At 65.1% G+C, this 14656-nt stretch carries 13 protein-coding genes and 2 pseudogenes; 9 read left to right on the top strand and 6 right to left on the bottom strand.

Going from position 1 to position 14656, the window contains the following annotated elements; translation table 11 throughout:
• Positions 1-3 precede the first annotated feature (3 nt).
• Positions 4-939, top strand: a complete 936-nt coding sequence (locus tag ACFQS7_RS27430) for a Bug family tripartite tricarboxylate transporter substrate binding protein (protein ID WP_380070339.1) — start codon at positions 4-6, stop codon at positions 937-939.
• A 171-nt stretch (positions 940-1110) separates the two neighbouring features.
• Here ACFQS7_RS27430 and ACFQS7_RS27425 read toward each other — a convergent pair whose 3' ends face one another.
• Entirely contained in the window at positions 1111-1377 is a 267-nt protein-coding gene (locus ACFQS7_RS27425; protein ID WP_380070338.1) for a hypothetical protein, read from the bottom strand.
• 246 nt (positions 1378-1623) lie between these two features.
• Between ACFQS7_RS27425 and ACFQS7_RS27420 the strand changes: the two genes are divergently transcribed.
• Positions 1624-2271, top strand: a complete 648-nt coding sequence (locus ACFQS7_RS27420; protein WP_380070337.1) for an AAA family ATPase — start codon at positions 1624-1626, stop codon at positions 2269-2271.
• Positions 2272-3133: 862 nt separating this feature from the next.
• On the top strand, positions 3134-4066 hold the full coding sequence (locus ACFQS7_RS27415; RefSeq protein ID WP_380070336.1) for a replication protein RepA: 933 nt from the start codon (positions 3134-3136) through the stop codon (positions 4064-4066).
• Positions 4067-4273: 207 nt separating this feature from the next.
• Here the strand turns inward: ACFQS7_RS27415 and ACFQS7_RS27410 are convergent.
• The 3 genes and pseudogenes from ACFQS7_RS27410 to ACFQS7_RS27400 all read right to left on the bottom strand — a co-directional run bounded on the left by ACFQS7_RS27410 (position 4274) and on the right by ACFQS7_RS27400 (position 7633).
• Positions 4274-5496, bottom strand: a pseudogene (locus ACFQS7_RS27410) (ISNCY family transposase).
• Between the two features lie 805 nt (positions 5497-6301).
• On the bottom strand, positions 6302-6676 hold the full coding sequence (locus ACFQS7_RS27405; RefSeq protein ID WP_380070335.1) for a PPC domain-containing protein: 375 nt from the start codon (positions 6674-6676) through the stop codon (positions 6302-6304).
• A 504-nt stretch (positions 6677-7180) separates the two neighbouring features.
• A complete protein-coding gene (locus tag ACFQS7_RS27400; protein WP_380070334.1) occupies positions 7181-7633 on the bottom strand; it encodes a hypothetical protein in 453 nt (150 codons plus the stop codon).
• Positions 7634-8683: 1050 nt separating this feature from the next.
• Here ACFQS7_RS27400 and ACFQS7_RS27395 point away from each other — a divergent pair.
• The 4 genes from ACFQS7_RS27395 to ACFQS7_RS27380 all read left to right on the top strand — a co-directional run bounded on the left by ACFQS7_RS27395 (position 8684) and on the right by ACFQS7_RS27380 (position 12447).
• Complete coding sequence (locus tag ACFQS7_RS27395) at positions 8684-8905, top strand: HGGxSTG domain-containing protein (RefSeq protein ID WP_380070333.1); 222 nt, start codon at positions 8684-8686, stop codon at positions 8903-8905.
• 1149 nt (positions 8906-10054) lie between these two features.
• A complete protein-coding gene (gene istA, locus ACFQS7_RS27390) occupies positions 10055-11107 on the top strand; it encodes an IS21 family transposase (protein WP_380070355.1) in 1053 nt (350 codons plus the stop codon).
• On the top strand, positions 11104-11886 hold the full coding sequence (gene istB / locus ACFQS7_RS27385) for an IS21-like element helper ATPase IstB (protein ID WP_380070332.1): 783 nt from the start codon (positions 11104-11106) through the stop codon (positions 11884-11886). The genes istA and istB overlap by 4 nt, the downstream gene beginning before the upstream one ends.
• Positions 11887-12198: 312 nt before the next feature.
• Positions 12199-12447, top strand: coding sequence for a hypothetical protein (locus ACFQS7_RS27380; RefSeq protein WP_380070331.1), 249 nt, complete (start codon positions 12199-12201; stop codon positions 12445-12447).
• A gap of 303 nt (positions 12448-12750) precedes the next feature.
• Here the strand turns inward: ACFQS7_RS27380 and ACFQS7_RS27375 are convergent, their stop codons facing one another.
• Together ACFQS7_RS27375 and ACFQS7_RS27370 are read right to left on the bottom strand one after the other, a co-directional pair.
• Entirely contained in the window at positions 12751-13683 is a 933-nt protein-coding gene (locus ACFQS7_RS27375) for a hypothetical protein (RefSeq protein WP_380070330.1), read from the bottom strand.
• A gap of 69 nt (positions 13684-13752) precedes the next feature.
• Positions 13753-13917, bottom strand: coding sequence for a hypothetical protein (locus ACFQS7_RS27370; protein WP_380070329.1), 165 nt, complete (start codon positions 13915-13917; stop codon positions 13753-13755).
• 114 nt (positions 13918-14031) lie between these two features.
• Between ACFQS7_RS27370 and ACFQS7_RS27365 the strand changes: the two genes are divergently transcribed.
• Positions 14032-14424 (top strand): hypothetical protein, encoded by a 393-nt coding sequence (locus ACFQS7_RS27365; RefSeq protein ID WP_380070328.1) that lies wholly within the window; start codon positions 14032-14034, stop codon positions 14422-14424.
• Positions 14421-14656, top strand: a pseudogene (locus ACFQS7_RS27360) (IS3 family transposase); the annotation flags it as partial. The gene ACFQS7_RS27365 and the pseudogene ACFQS7_RS27360, both read left to right, overlap by 4 nt.

Here is a 14656-nt window from a genome sequence, read left to right as displayed (position 1 = left end):
TCCATGCGTGCCTTTGTCGCCGCCGCTTTGATGCTTGTTTTGACGCTGCCCGCCCGGGCCCAGGCGCCGGTCACCACCATTGTCGTCAACTTCGTGGCGGGCGGGCCTTCCGACCTCATGGCTAGGCTGCTGGCCCCCGAGATCTCCGCCGCGCTTGGCGGCCCCGTCGTCGTGAAGAACAGCGCGGGCGCGTCCGGCACCATCGGCGCCGCGGAGGTCGCCCGGTCCAGGCCCGATGGGACCACGCTGCTGCTGTCGTCCGCCGGCGCAATGGCGATCCAGCCGCACTTCCGCACGGACCTGCCCTACAGGCCGAGCGATTTCGCGCCGGTCTGCCAGGTCGCCGACACGCCCGTGGTGGTGATGGTGGCGCCGGGCAGCGGCATGCGCAGCGTCGCCGACTTGCTAAGTCGCGCCCGCGAGGCCCGGGGCGCCTTCACCTTCGCCTCTCCCGGGTCCGGTTCACTGCCGCACGTGGCCACCGCCGCGCTGGCACGGGCCGCGGGGGTCGAGATGACCCACGTCCCATATCGCGGCAGCGCCGAGGCGGCGACGGCCCTGCTTCGGGGCGAGGTCGGGGTCCATGCGGACCAGCCCGGCACGTTGCGAGCGAACGGCCTGCGGGCGCTCGCAGTCATGGCAGAGGGGCGCACGCCCGAGTTCCCCGAGGTGCCGACCCTGCGGGAGCAGGGCCTCGACGTCGTTTACTCCATCTGGTCCGGCCTGTTCGCCCGGGCGGGAACTCCGTTCACCTCCCTCGATCGCTTGGAGGCGGCTTGCGAACGGGCGCTGCGGTCACCCGCCGTGCTCGAGGGTTTCCAAAGGCTGGCAACGCCGATCGTATTCCGCAACCAGCGGGATTTCGCCGGCTTCTGGCAAAACGAGCTCGCCAAATTTCACGGCGTGCTGCAGGCCGCGGGCATACGCGCCGCCGACTAAGGTCTGCCCACTCAAGAGCCAATCGCCGGTGGCGGCGAGGAGAGGACGCCGAGAAGGGGCCGGGCGACCGTCTCCTATCGGGTGACTGCGGCATGCCATTCCTTCAGGCACGTCCAGAGATTCCCGACCAGGTGCGGGTTGGCGTAGATCCAGCTCTGGTAGACGACGGGGTCATGGGTCCCTCCCCTCCCGCATGGGCAAGCCGAGACCCTCCAGCCGAACGTCGAGGCCGAGCCGGTCGGCGATCGCCTGCAGCGCCGCGGTGTCGCCCTCACGCCATTGCCGCCGGGTCAGCAAGCGAACCGCCTCGCCGGCCGGCAGGCCGGTAGTGGCGCCGATGGCCGCCGGCGTGATAATGCCGCAGTCCTCGAGATGAGTGTTGATTGTATAGCGCAGCCGGATGGCCTGCAGCCGCTCGGCTTGGTGCTCTCGTTTCACGCTGCCCGGCATATCCCCTGCCCTGCCGTCACCCTTGCCGGCGGCCAGGATAGCACTGCGCGCGCCTTGGGCCCGGTTCGACTTGCGGTAGTGCCTGTTTCGCGCAAGCCAGCCCAGAGTGCCACAATTTAGGGTTCTGCCATGCCATGGTGCTCCCTTCACCGAAGGTGCTTACAGCTCCTGATATTTGTTTTGGGTAGCTTGCTTTTATGGTAGCGAGGTAGATTGCTATCCAGGAAATCGAGCATGGCAAAGATTGTCGTGGTTGCATCGAGCAAGGGCGGCGTCGGCAAGACCCTTGTGTCCATGGTATTAACAAGTCGCCTTGCAACCGCCGGGTTACGTGTGGCGGCCATAGACGCCGACCCCAACGGCGCCCTCGCCGATTGGAGGGCTAACGTATGGGATGGCCCGGCCTTCGTAGTCGAGGCTGAGCCAGACGCCGCACGGCTGGCACATCGAATTCCCGACCTTGCGGCCTCAACTGATTTGCTGATCGTCGACACGGCAGGCTTCGGCAACCAAGCAGCTGCCGCGGCGATCGCCAGCGCGGACGCCGTGATTGTCCCAATGCTGGCGAGCCGCGCCGACATCGCCGAGGCCACTAGGACCGTACAGCTCGCCCAAGGCCTTGCCCGAGCCGCGCGCCGGGACATTCCGGCGCGAGTGCTGCGAAATAAGGTTAATGCGCGGACCGCCGTGGCGCAGCACGCCCGGGGCGAGGTCGAGAGCGCCGGCCTACCCCTCTTGGCGACTACGCTCAGTCAGGTCGTCGCATATACGGAGTTGACCCACAACGGCCGGCTGCCGCGCCAAGCGCCGGCAGCGGTAGAGATCGAACGTTTGGTAGATGAATTGCGCGGCTTCGGGTGGCTTCCAGAACCCATCAGGTAGCTGGGTGGCCTGGTACCGATCTACCTGCTACCGCAGTAGCGAGGTATCCTGGTATCGATATACCTACTACCGCAGTAGCTAGGTAGAATGGTATCTAAATAGTGAGGCAAGCGGACATATGACAGCGAAGGGATTCAAGCGAGCCGCGGGAGCCCCATCCGCCGACAGCGAAGCATCGGCCGCGTTCCCTCAGAGCCCGCCTGAGCCACGCCGCGATCCTGCTGTGGCCTTGGCCGCCGCCGCCGCAGTTGCGCCGACCCTTCCGCCGACGCGGTTGGATGCGACGACACCGCTAGACCCGGTCGCGCAGTTGAATCTAAAGGTGCGCACAAGCCTTATCGACCAGCTCTCGCAGATCGCAGAGCGCGAAGGCACGACGCAGAAAGTCATCGTCTGCAGGGCACTTTCGGCTGCAGGCTACCAAGTACACCCCGACGACCTGGCCGACCGCGGGAACCATCGACGACGCAGATCTTGACCAGACCCACAATAGATAGCCGCCTAGTATGGTAGCTCGGTACCTTGCTACCCTGATAGTTGGTGGAAGGAGCATCTTCGGGTGAGAGGAGGCCGCCAGGGGCGATGTATCGTACCTGCAGGGTGCCGGAAGTGGACTCTACTGACGCCTGCGGCCCTGCCCGATTCGGAGAGGTGGAGCTGGAAACCCGACGCAAGCCATCCACAGCGCGGCGAGTTGTCCAGAGGACTCTACTGACGGATGATGGGACTCTACCGACGCGAATCGGGGTTATCCGGGGGACTCTACTGACGAAGCTAATAGCTAAACCTATTAACCTTCAACTAGCTTGCGTCAGTAGAGTCCCCCTTGCGCTTGCGGAAACCTTTGAGGCCTATGGAGCCCATGGGGGATGTACATAGGCTGATCCTGAGGCATGGGGTTGCGGGTGCGCGGTCCATGGCCGTGACCAAAGCTGAGCGCCAAGCTATCGATGCAGCCGCTTTCGTAATGGCGGATGAAGAGAACAGGCTTGGGATTACCCACGCTGGGTTCGCCATGACATCGCTCCCACATAAACGCACCGAAGAGGGCTTTTGGAAGAGGGAAGGGCACCGCACTACCCTGCTGGTAGAAAGTGGCCGTGATCGAAAGGGGAGCCTGATCGGTGTCCCCTACGGTTCAATCGCCCGCTTGATACTGCTCTATTTGCAAACCGAAGCGGTCAGGACAAATTCGCCCGAGGTGGAACTTGGCAGGTCTATGAAGTCCTGGATGGGGCGCATGAGCCTCACCACGGGTGGGAAGACCTACCAGCTCGTTACAGAACAGGCACGGCGCATTTCCGCCTGCCGGCTGACCTTCTTCGCGGACCGCGAGAACGGGGCCGAAGCCCGCCACAATGGTGCTTTCGTACAGGACGCCATTTCGTTTTCCGGCGTCATCAGCGACGAGAACCAGCAATCGTTGTGGCAGGACCGGGTGAAGCTTGATCCTGGCTTTTGGCGCTCCCTCAAAGAGCATCCGGTTCCGGTGCGAGAGGAGGCAATCAAGGCGATTGGAACGCGCAGCCTAGCTATCGACGTCTATATCTGGCTGGCTTACCGGCTGCATTCACTCTCAAAATCAACGCCAATCAGCTGGCCCGCAATTCACACGCAGTTCGGAGCAGGCTTCCGCCTAGTGCGCCAGATCAAGCCGACCTTCACAGAGGCACTTCAGCTCGCTCTAGCCGTCTATCCAGAAGCCCGGGTGGATATCGAAAAGGAGGGAGTCGTGTTGCACCCATCTCCACCTGCGGTACCAAAGTCTGAAGCGCGGCGGCTTGGGATCGCATGAAGCTGTAGGATAGTGGACTCTACTGACGCGCCCAGGAGATGGGACTCTACTGACGCGCCCTGAACACCCAGATCTGGTTAGATAGGTAGCAATATAGCTAGGTACCTAGCTACCATCTAGAACTGAGTTGGCATGTCCCACCAACCTTACTGCAGAGCATTGTTGCAACCAAGTTGAAATGTCAGAGTTTGCGGCAAAGTAGAAGTGTCAGGGTTCAGCCCGATCCGCCTTATCTGCGGCGCGCTTTTCGAGGAAGCTCTGGCCTCGACGCGAGGCACGACCTCGTCGCTGGTACCCACTCTTCTCGGCGTTGCTCTTGACCCGCGGCGCCGGGAGAGAGGCTTGCAGTTCCTGCACGTAGCGCAGTGCCTCACCCAGCCGCTTGTTCTCAACGATGGCCGCGTGCTGCACCCGCTGGTCTTTGTCGAAGGCCGTGTAGGACAGGGGAATGTCCTGCCAGCGCAGTTCCAGGCTGCCATCCAGGAAGGCGTAGGTGTCGACATACTGCCCAACCAAGCCACGGGTCACCGGCGTCTCCTGCAGCATGATCCGCTTGCGCTGGTAGCACAGGGTCAGCTGGTGACCGACGTGGCGCTGCTCGCGGTGACATAGGATCTCCCGCAGCCGCTGCGGGGTAACCTCCAGTGGCCGATGGCGGTTCGCAGGCCGGGCAGGGGCGACAGCAAACTGGCTGTTGAAGCGCTCCATAAAGCCCGGCAGGTACGCATTGCCAGCAGCGGTGTTGCTGATGCCGGCCAGCCGCAGCTCCTTCACCAGGCGGTCCTGCAGCGTCCGGACACCGAGTGCTTGTCCGAATAGAACGCGATCGGCCGACCGTGGTCGCCCAGGTAGCCCTCCAGAGCGGCGAAGTAGGAGAAGGCACTCTCTGACGCCACGAAGCGCAGTTGCATCAGCCGGCCGGTCGCATCGTCGATGAAGACCAGCAGGGTGCAGGGTTCGGCCCGGTCCTCAAACCAGCGATGCTCGCTGCCGTCGATCTGCACCAGCTCACCGAGATGCTCGCGCCGCAGCCGGGGCGGATGAAACTGGCGTCGCTGCCGGCGCGGCTGCCACAGGCCGGTCCTGGCCATCCAGTGCCGCAGCGTCTCACGCGAGACTGTCAGGCCGTGGTGCACGGCCAGCATCTCGGCCGCCAGCGTAGGCCCGAAGTCACCGTAGCGCTCGCTGATCAGCGCCAAAGCCTTCTGGTGGTGCTCCCCGGACAGGCGGTTGTTGGACGGTCGCCCACGGGCCCGGTGCGCGAGGCTGCCGGGACCGCCCTCCCGCAAGCGGCTCAGCAGGCGGTGCGCCTGGCGTGTACTGATCTCCAGCATCGCCGCCGCCGAGGTAACGCTGCGGTGGCCGCAGACCACCTCGCTCAGAACCTCAAAGCGGTGCAGGTCCTTCTTGCTCATTGCGATCCAGCCCACTGCCACCCTCCCAGCCCAGGCGAGCCCGGGGAGAGGCTGACAGTTCTACTTTGCTCAGGCCGGACACTTTAACTTTGCGTCTACAAGCATAAAACGGCCTTCGTGGTGTTATGGAAAAGCCGCGGGGCTCGGCCGGAACGCTGGGCCGGGCGGGGAATACTGGTCCCTCATAGAGAGGCGGCCCGTCCCTGACCTGCCCGGGAATACCGTGTCCTTATAGAGCGAGCCCTGGTCCTGGGCTTTTTGGGCGTCACCATGGTGGTGCACTGACCCAATCTAGGACTAGGTTCATGAAGATCGACAACAACTCCAGCACCCCGGAACCGACCGAGGCTGCCACGCCCCCCTGGGGCAGGCAGCCCAAGACTCGGGAGGCCCTACTCGAGGACCTTGGCGCCATTGGGGATCGGGCGGATGCGCTCTACGAGGCGTCAGCCAGCCGCGATCCCTTGGCCACGAGTTGGGAGCACGCGAAGGAGTCGCGAGGGTGGAAGTGAGCGACGACGCGAAGGCTAAGCCGGGCTGACCGGAGCGATTTTCCAACGGGCCGCCTTCCCATCCGGGAGGGCGGCTTTTGCCAAGCACTCCCGGCCATTGGCCACCGGCCCTACTCGGGCAGCCCGGCGCTCGTTTCCGGCCGTGGCCCCTCGCTCGCCTACACTTCGGCCGGGCGCACGTCAGGCTAGAGCACGATGCCCACCTGGCGGCCGCCGCACCAACCATACATTCGGTACTCCGCCCTTAGCCTTGCTCGATCTCTTGCGCCGGGGCGCGCGTGTCCGCGCGCCCTCGCAGTTGATGCGGCTTAGGCGATAACCAGGTCGAGGCCATAGGAGCCGGTGCTCCCTCCGAACCCCGGATAACTCGGCCCATCTGGGAACTTATCACCACCGCTAGGGAAATTCGCAAAAGATGTTACAGCGAAAAAATAATTTCCTGTCTCGGTGACGTCGTAAGTGATTAGGGATTGGAAGGCCCCTCCCGAGTCGTCGTCGACGGCGAGAATGTTACCTTTGTGGTCGAATAGAGCAAGTACGGTATCTGGATTAAAATCGTCTTCGTTGTCGGTGGAGATCGTGACTGTATCGCCGGCATGCAGGTTTACCCGCCAGACGTCCACATCATCCGGACTATCGAGGCTAGCCGCCGTGTGGAATTCGCCGTCCTTGGTCTTAGCCAAGTTAGCGAACTTAAAGAGGCTGTCAGGGTCAGTAATGGAAGGTGTGGGCATAGTTTTAGGCTCCCAATTTGAAAAAAAAGGGCGCATATTCTTAAATTATTATTGGGCAAACGCCGGATTTTCGGGACGAGAGGGCAAATATGCCCTGCTAAAGACCGCCGCTTCTAGCAGAGTCAGCTTTCAACTCCCCGATTGACTTATCCTACAGTTCTCGGCTTACAAAATGAAACTTGAATAAAAGCAGGACATTTCAATTCTCAGCGATTAACGAGCTTTTTAGTCGAACTTTGTCCAGAGTAAGGAACGCGCGAAACCATCCCGCCCTTGGTTGGGGCGTCGCGGGCAGTTGGCACCTTGGGCACCCTCGCCGTCGGCCCGAACCGCTCCACGGCTAAGCGATACCGCCTGTCACAGGGAAATACCGGCACTCAATGCGAACCACCTCGGCTAGGTAATCGGCCAGCAGCACGACGCCTTCGTCCGATCGGCGCCGCGTGAGCCAAGTCATCCCAACCATCGCCGCCAGAACGGCCGCCGGGCTTCCTCCAGCGCCAGGCGCAGGCCTTTCGCCTCCCCCTCGGCCGAGGCTGCCGCCACCTGTGCCCGCGTGGCCTCGGCGCGCGCAGCTTCCCGCTCGGCCTCGGCCTGGCCGGCGCGGGCCTCGGCCTTGTCGGCTCTCTCCCGCTCGGCTGCGGCCTCAGCCTTGGCCGCATTCCGCTCAGCCTCGGCCCTGGCCGCGCGCTCATGCAGCGCCGCAGCGGCAGCCTCTAGCACCTTGATTGGCTGGCCGCTTTCCTCTGCCAGGCTAGGCGCTGGCTGGCCATCGGCTAGCCGCAGCGAGTCCATGTCGGCAACCGTCAATCGGACGCGGACTAGCCCATCATTGCCCTTTACCGTCTGCAGGCTGCCCCGCCGGATGCGCTTGCGCAGAGCATCCACACTCAGGCCGGTGCGCATGGCCGCTGCGGTCAGCAGGTAGAGGTTTGATGGATCGGACATGGACTCAGCTAACCGTTGGCCAGGCACGCTAGCCCTCGGCCGGCCACCTCGCCACACTAGCGATAGCCACAGGCTAGCCGGTGGCTAGTTCCTGGCTGGACTCGGCACGTCCCATGGGTCGGCCGCGGGCGCCTCGGCAGGCCGTGCCGCCTGCACCCGGCCCCGGCTGGCAGGGGATGCCCCTAGCTCGGCCAGGAGGGCGCGCAGGTGGCCTAGCTCGGCCGGCAGCAGGCCCACGGCCCTGCTCCTGGCCACAAGCCTGCAGGTGGCCTCCAGCGCCCAGCGGTCGTGGCTTGTGAGCACGCCATCGGGGGAGGTGGCGCAGAACTCGCGCCAGCAGGCTGCCTCGGCCGGCGCCAGGCTCGGGGGCGGGTCGCCTATCGGGTGCGGTGATTTCGGCGCGGCCGCGCGCAGGGCGTGCCGGTCGGCACGAAAGGTGCCGGATGCCGCTAGCGTTTCAATGGGCTTGCGGGCGGGCCATGGGTACCTCGCTGCTGATTGGTAGAAGTAATTGGCTTCCAGCAACCGAGGCTTTTGGGTGCGTTAAAGCCGGGCCACAGCAATCGCCGCAGTGGTGAAAAGCCGCCACTTGAACGTCGGGGGACGCAGTGGCGGCTTTTTCGTGAACGTAGGCAGGTGGCTTGGCCGAGGTACGGCCGGGGCAAAGGCAGGGCCGGCGCCAGGAATTATGCCAGGGAATAGGTCCCTCGGCCTAACCTGATTTTCCATAATGACCTTGCGGAATCTGCGCCTCGGGCCGGTCGCACCCTTAGAAGTGGTAGCGATTTGTTCTCACTCACGCCGAGTCGTGAAGCGGCACGGTTCCACACCGTGCCCGTCCGTTCCCACACGGAAAAGTTGTAGCCGGCCGCGCTGCGCCAGGTGCGACGAACGAACCCGTAAAGGGCAGCAGCCAGGGGCCGTAAACCCTCTGCCACTCGGCCCCGATGCACGAACTGGGCTTCTGGTACGCATAGGCGGACAGAATGGGAACGAGCGGTAGCGGCTTTGCTGGAGGATCAGGAGGTTGCGCTGGTTGGCGGCGTCGCTGACGGGCGATGCCGGCTGCATGGTGGCCTGAGCACCGGCCCGACGTCGCCGGAAGGGCTGGCGCGGCTGGTGCAGGCGCGCACGGTGCATGGCGGGTACGGGGCGGAGATGCGGCACTTCCGCGAGCTGGTGCGGGAGATGCGCGAGGATGCGCGCCGGCTGCGGGCCGGGAGGTTCTGACCGGCAACTGGGCAGGCTGTCCTCGCCATGGTGCAGGCCGACCTGTTGCCGGGGGGCACCTGTTCGGCCCTCGGCCGTGCCAAAAGTGCATCCCGCTCCGGGCTAGCGGCCGGAGAACCCCCTGCTGAGCTGGACTAAGGCACCAAGTGTAATGCCCAAGCCTATAAGGCCTAGTATCGCCTTGGCGCCGAACGCCGCACCCAGCTGCCCCGTTGTCGTTACGATAAGGGTTGACGGGCCGAGCAAAGCCGATGCCCAGAACAGCATTAGCAACAGGGTGCCAGGACCGTTCCGGAGTATCTCTCGAACAGGTGGGCTAATTGCCCGTCGCTTCTCTATCCAGCTTGGCATTGGCTTATGTCTCAGCGCATTCCAGTCTCTATACGCTTGTGAGCTTTTGGACGCGGGAGCGACCCGATGTAATCGGTCCTCTCCTTGCCGTAAATGGAGCTCTTGCAGCAAAATACATGGATAATGAACTAAACCGGCTACGTATTATGACTTACGCTGAAACTTTTATATTTTGATTGTAGGTTTATTCCAAATTATCTCTGCCGGCCAGCTGTTTGGTTGGCAGGGACTATCTCAGCACCGCCTCGAGGGTGAGCCCAGCCCGCGTTTCCGGCCGTGGCCCGTCGCGCTCCTGCATCTCGTGCGGGCGCACGTCAGGGTGCACCGTGACACCCACCCGCCGATTGCCGCACCGGCTGCACCGCAGGCGCCGCTCTAGGGATCAGGGCACGAAAGTGCGCTGAGTGTCCGGCTCGCGCGAACAGACGGACAACTCAGGTGACGGATGGTCTGGACACCTAGCCCGAAAATTTCACCACGGGCTTTGCGGTTCTGAATCGAGTGCTTTTGTCTGCACGGCATGGTTGCGCATGCATGCCGTCCTGTTGCCGGCGGTGCGGCCGGCGTCGGAGTGCGGATCGCAAGGTTTGGGACGGCGATTACGGGCTTGGTCGGGGCGACATCGCCCCACGGTTTAGAACGCTGTGGGACACGACCGATAGTCCGACCCAGACGGGCAACGGTGGAATGGATCCGCGCTCAAGGCAGGCGTGTAGCCGCCGCTGCGAAACTGACCCACCTGCCGGATGAAATCTGACCCACGCCTAGGGTTGCCCTGTCGCGGTGATGGGGGCCCGGATGGTTGGGGGAGAGGCGGCATTGGAGATCCGGGTATTGGCCAAGCACGGCCTGGGCGTGCGGGAGATCGCGCGGCAGGTGGGCGTGTCGCGCAACACGGTGCGGCGCTACCTGCGCGAGCCGGAGGCGGTGCACTACCGCGAGCGGCCACCGCGGCCCGGCAAGCTGGCGGCCTTCGAGGACTACGTCGTCGCGCGGCTGGCCTCGGCCCTGCCGGAGCGGCTGGCGGCGAGCGCGCTGCTACGGGAGTTGCGTGAACGCGGCTACGCGGGCGGCTACACCATCCTCAAGGATTTCGTGGCGGCGCGGCAGGCACCCGCGGCGGCGGACCCGGTGGTGCGGTTCGAGACGGCGCCGGGCGAGCAGATGCAGGTCGACTGGGCCTCGCTGCGACGCGGGCCGGATCGGCTGTCGGTGTTCGTGGCGACGCTGGGCTGGAGCCGGGCGGCCTATGTCGAGTTCGTCACCGACGAGCGGCTGGAGACGCTGCTGGCGGCGCATGAGCGGGCCTTCCTGGCGTTCGGCGGGGTGCCGCAGAAGGTGCTGTACGACAACATGCGCACCGTGGTGCTGGCGCGCGACCATTACGGCCCGGGGCAGCACCGCTATCATCCGAGCTTCCTCGACTTTGCCGGGCATTGCGGCTTTCGGCCGCGGCTGTGCCAGCCCTACCGGCCGCGCACGAAAGGTAAGGTCGAACGCTTCATCCGCTACCTGCGGAGCAGCCTGTGGGTGCCGCTGGCCAGCCAGATGGCGGCCGAGGGCGTGGTGGTGGACCGGACGGCGGCGAACCTGGCGGCGGGCCGCTGGCTGCGCGAGGTGGCCAATGCCCGGGTACATGCGACCACCGGCGCGGTGCCTGCGGCGCGGCTCGAGGAGGAGCGCCTGGCACTGCGGCCGGTACCGGCACCCTATCGTGGTCTGGTGCCGCGCGATGCTGCCCCCAGGCCGTCGCCGGAGCCGCGGCCAATCGTCGGGCTGCAGCACCCGCTGGCGATCTACGACACGCTGTTCGTCCCGCCGGTCCTGGCCCTGCCGGAGGTGGTGGCATGAACGGGACACAGCACGCCCGGATCGTCGAGCTCTGCGCCGAGCTGCGGCTGACGGCGGTGGCGGACCTCTACGGGGCGACGGCGCAGGCCGCCGCGGCAGGCGATGCCTCTTTCAGCGACTTCCTCGAGGAAACCCTGCGCGGCGAGCGTGAGGTGCGACGCGGCCGGGCACGGGAGATGTTCGCCCGCACCGCGGGGTTCCCGGCGGTCAAGACGCTCGACGGCTACGACTTCGGGTTCGCCACCGGCGCGCCGCGGCAGCAGATCACCGAGTTGGCCAGCCTGGCCTTCGTCGAGCGGGCGGAGAACGTGGTGCTGCTCGGGCCGAGCGGGGTGGGCAAGACCCACCTGGCGATCGCGCTCGGCTACTTGGCGACGCAGCGCGGCTGGAAGGTCCGGTTCACCACGGCAGCCGATCTGGTGCTGCTGCTGGAGACGGCCCAGCGGCAGGGGCGTCTGAAGGAGGTGCTGCACCGGGCGGTCAACATCTACCGCCTGCTGATCATCGATGAGATCGGCTACCTGCCGATGGGCCGCGAGCAGGCCAACCTGTTCTTTCAGGTGGTGACCAGGCGCTACGAGCGGGGCGCCATGATCCTCACCTCAAACTTGACCTTCGGCAGCTGGGACCAGGCCTTCGCAGGCGAGACGGTGCTGACGGCCGCGATGCTGGACCGGCTGTTGCATCATGCCACCGTCGTGCAGATCAGCGGCGAGAGCTACCGGCTGAAGGACAAGCGGCGTGCAGGCGTCATGGCCAAGCCGAAGCCTGCATCGTGAGCGGCGCCGCCCGGGGTGGGGCTAGCCCCACCCCGGGCGAAGGTGGGTCAGGTTTCAACCGGCGCCTCGCGCCAGACTGGGTCAGATTCCAACCGGCGTTGACAGGCGGATCCACAGCACCGCCTTCCGCCACTAGATCGGCGATCTGTTGGTCCAGACCTTCCTGTTCAATCGCGCCGACCTCGAGGCTCCGCGGCGGCGGACGGCGCACTTACGGGTCATGGTTGTCTGGCGGCACGATGTTTTTCTACTTGTGATATATAGATCGGATTTGTATCCACCCTTGCGCGAGTTCAGCGACCAGGGTTTTGCATGACCTTTGCCGACCACCTTCGCCGCAGGCGCAGCTACACAGAGGCCGGGCTGGCGCTGAAGGAGGCCCTCGCCGGTATGCCTGACACGGTCCAGACCTCGCACCAGGTCCATGCCTGGTTGCGGGAAACCGGGGCTAGCCAACTCGCTCAGTATATCGCGCTGGAAGCCGCACGCCGCTACGACCCACAGACCCTGCGCAAGCAGGCGAAGCGGGCGGTGGGAGCGATTGGGGCAAGCTCTTGCTAACACGTGGTAAGGGAGCGTTATCGCGGGTGAAGCTTGCAGCCCGATGTGGCGCCTGAAGGCACCAAGAACGCGTGTTAGGCGAGGACGCCAAGAGATCCTTATAGCGGCCAGATGCCGGCCTTATTGAGTGTGGGAGCCGTAGGGCAACCGGCGGCGTATTCCTCTTAGCATCGCTTAGGAGTTGGAAGCGGCCCGCTTGACCGCGTAACGTGCAGTCATTCACTCAGGACGAGCCGGAGCGGACCCGCCCCTTCCCGCGTCGCAACAGCCGCTGGTCGAGCGCGCCGCCTTTTTTACGGCGCCTCAGCTCAAGATGAAATCGCGTGCCGTCAGATGATGCACCCCCGCCAGCTCGATCTCCCCGGTTGCTTCAGGCACCGGCACTGGCAGTCCGCGAGGCGGAGGGCCGAAGCGGGTGGCAAATTGCACGACGGTATGACCGTCCTCGATGTCGTAGCGCACCTGCAGCCCGGTGCTGGCCGCGAATGGGTCAGTGCCAAGGAAGACAGGCTGTGGCTCACCGCCAGGATCGGGGAAAGGGTTCTGGTAGCCATGGAGATCCAGCCGGTCCGTGCCTGGCCGAAAATCGAGAATGACGTCGCGGTTGCCGGGGCCGACCCCGGTGTCGGGCCCTGTGGCGGAGCCGCTGACACCGGGTTCCAAACCGAGCCCGTACAGGAAGACGTCACGTCCCGCGCCGCCGATCAGAGTGTCCGCACCCACGCCGCCGCCGAGCGTGTCCCGCCCGGTCCCGCCATCTAGTAGGTCGCCACCGCCACCACCTAGAACAGAGTCGTTGCCGTCCCCGCCGAACAGCCAGTCGGGACCGTCCGCACCGACAATCCCCGCATTGCCTGAGGGGCTTACACCAGCTGCGCCGAAGCCGAAGATCGTGTCGTTGCCCTTCTCCCCGAAGACGACATCGGAACCGAAGCCCGCCAGGATGAAGTCGTCGCCCGAGCCTGCAAAGACCAAGTTGTCGCCCGGCGTTCCCCCAAAGCGGGGTGGATACGGGCCGAAGTCGAGGGATATGTAGGGTCCAGTCCCCAGCTGCCCGCCCAGCGCGGGGATTGGGATATTGTCGCCGGCGATCGTGTCGTTGCCTGCGCCGGCGAAGATGGTGTCGTTGCCCTCCCGGCCCGAGATGTAATCCGCGCCGCCATGGCCGAAGATGAGGTCAGTCTCAGGCGTGCCAGTGAGAGTGTCGGCGTGTGACGTTCCCGTCTTGAATGTCATGGCTCATCCTCCGCGGGATGGCACGGGGCCGTCCCGCACAAAGCAGAAGCTTGGGGTCGCTGCGCTGCTTCAGGCGGCATAAGCACTTATATGCGATTGTGTTGAAAAAGCATCGTCCGAGTGAACAGCGGCCTTGGCAGCGGGTAGGTCAGTCGCGGCGCCGATCGCCGCCGGCGTGGTGACGCCCCGGTCCTCGAGGTGGGTGTTGATCGTATAGCGCAGGCGGATGGCCATCAGCCGCTCCGCCTGCCGGGTTGAAGTCGCACATACCCCTTGCTTGGGGTGCGGCACGGTTCGATGAGACAGCCGACTGCGGTAGAGAGGTCACCGCAACCGGAGGTCAGACCGATGGACCAGAACCACAGCGACAAGCCCGTGGGGGCGCCGGCGGGCGCCCAGAACGCTGACGCCGGGGCCCCCACGGGCGGTGCCGTGCCGGAGCGCCGCAACTCCGCCCGGCGCAAGCTGGCCGCCGTCACCCGGCTGCTGCGGGGCGAGCCGCTCGAGACCGTGGCCCGCGAGGTCAATGTCACCGTTGCCCGCCTGAGCGAGTGGCGCGACCGCGCCCTGGTCGCGGCGGAGACGGCGATGAAGGAGCGCGAGCGCGACAGCCGCGACGAGGAGGTGCTCCGTCTCAAGGCCAAGCTCGGCGAGGTCACCATGGCCAACGAGCTGCTGGAGCAGAAGATCGCCGCCCTGGAGGGTGGCCGCCCTTTGGGCCGCTGGAGGTCGAGGCGGTGAGCCGGGCCATCTCTCCGGCCACGAGCCACGCCTACGGCCTGGCCAGGGTCGCCCGGGTCTGGCGGCTCTCCCGTGCCACGGTCTACCGCCATCGCGCGGTGCCCGACCCTGCGGCATCGGCCGGTCCGATACGCCGGGGCCCGGTAGGTGCCTGCTGTGATACCGTGTTGCTCCAGCACATCCGCACCCAGATCCTCGGCTCGCGCCTGCATGGCGAGGGCTACCGCAAGAT

The organism is Dankookia sp. GCM10030260 (assembly GCF_042666655.1).
Lineage (GTDB): Bacteria > Pseudomonadota > Alphaproteobacteria > Acetobacterales > Acetobacteraceae > Paracraurococcus.
Note: the sequence above shows the minus strand (reverse complement) of the source record. Positions and strands in the feature narration are given on the sequence as shown.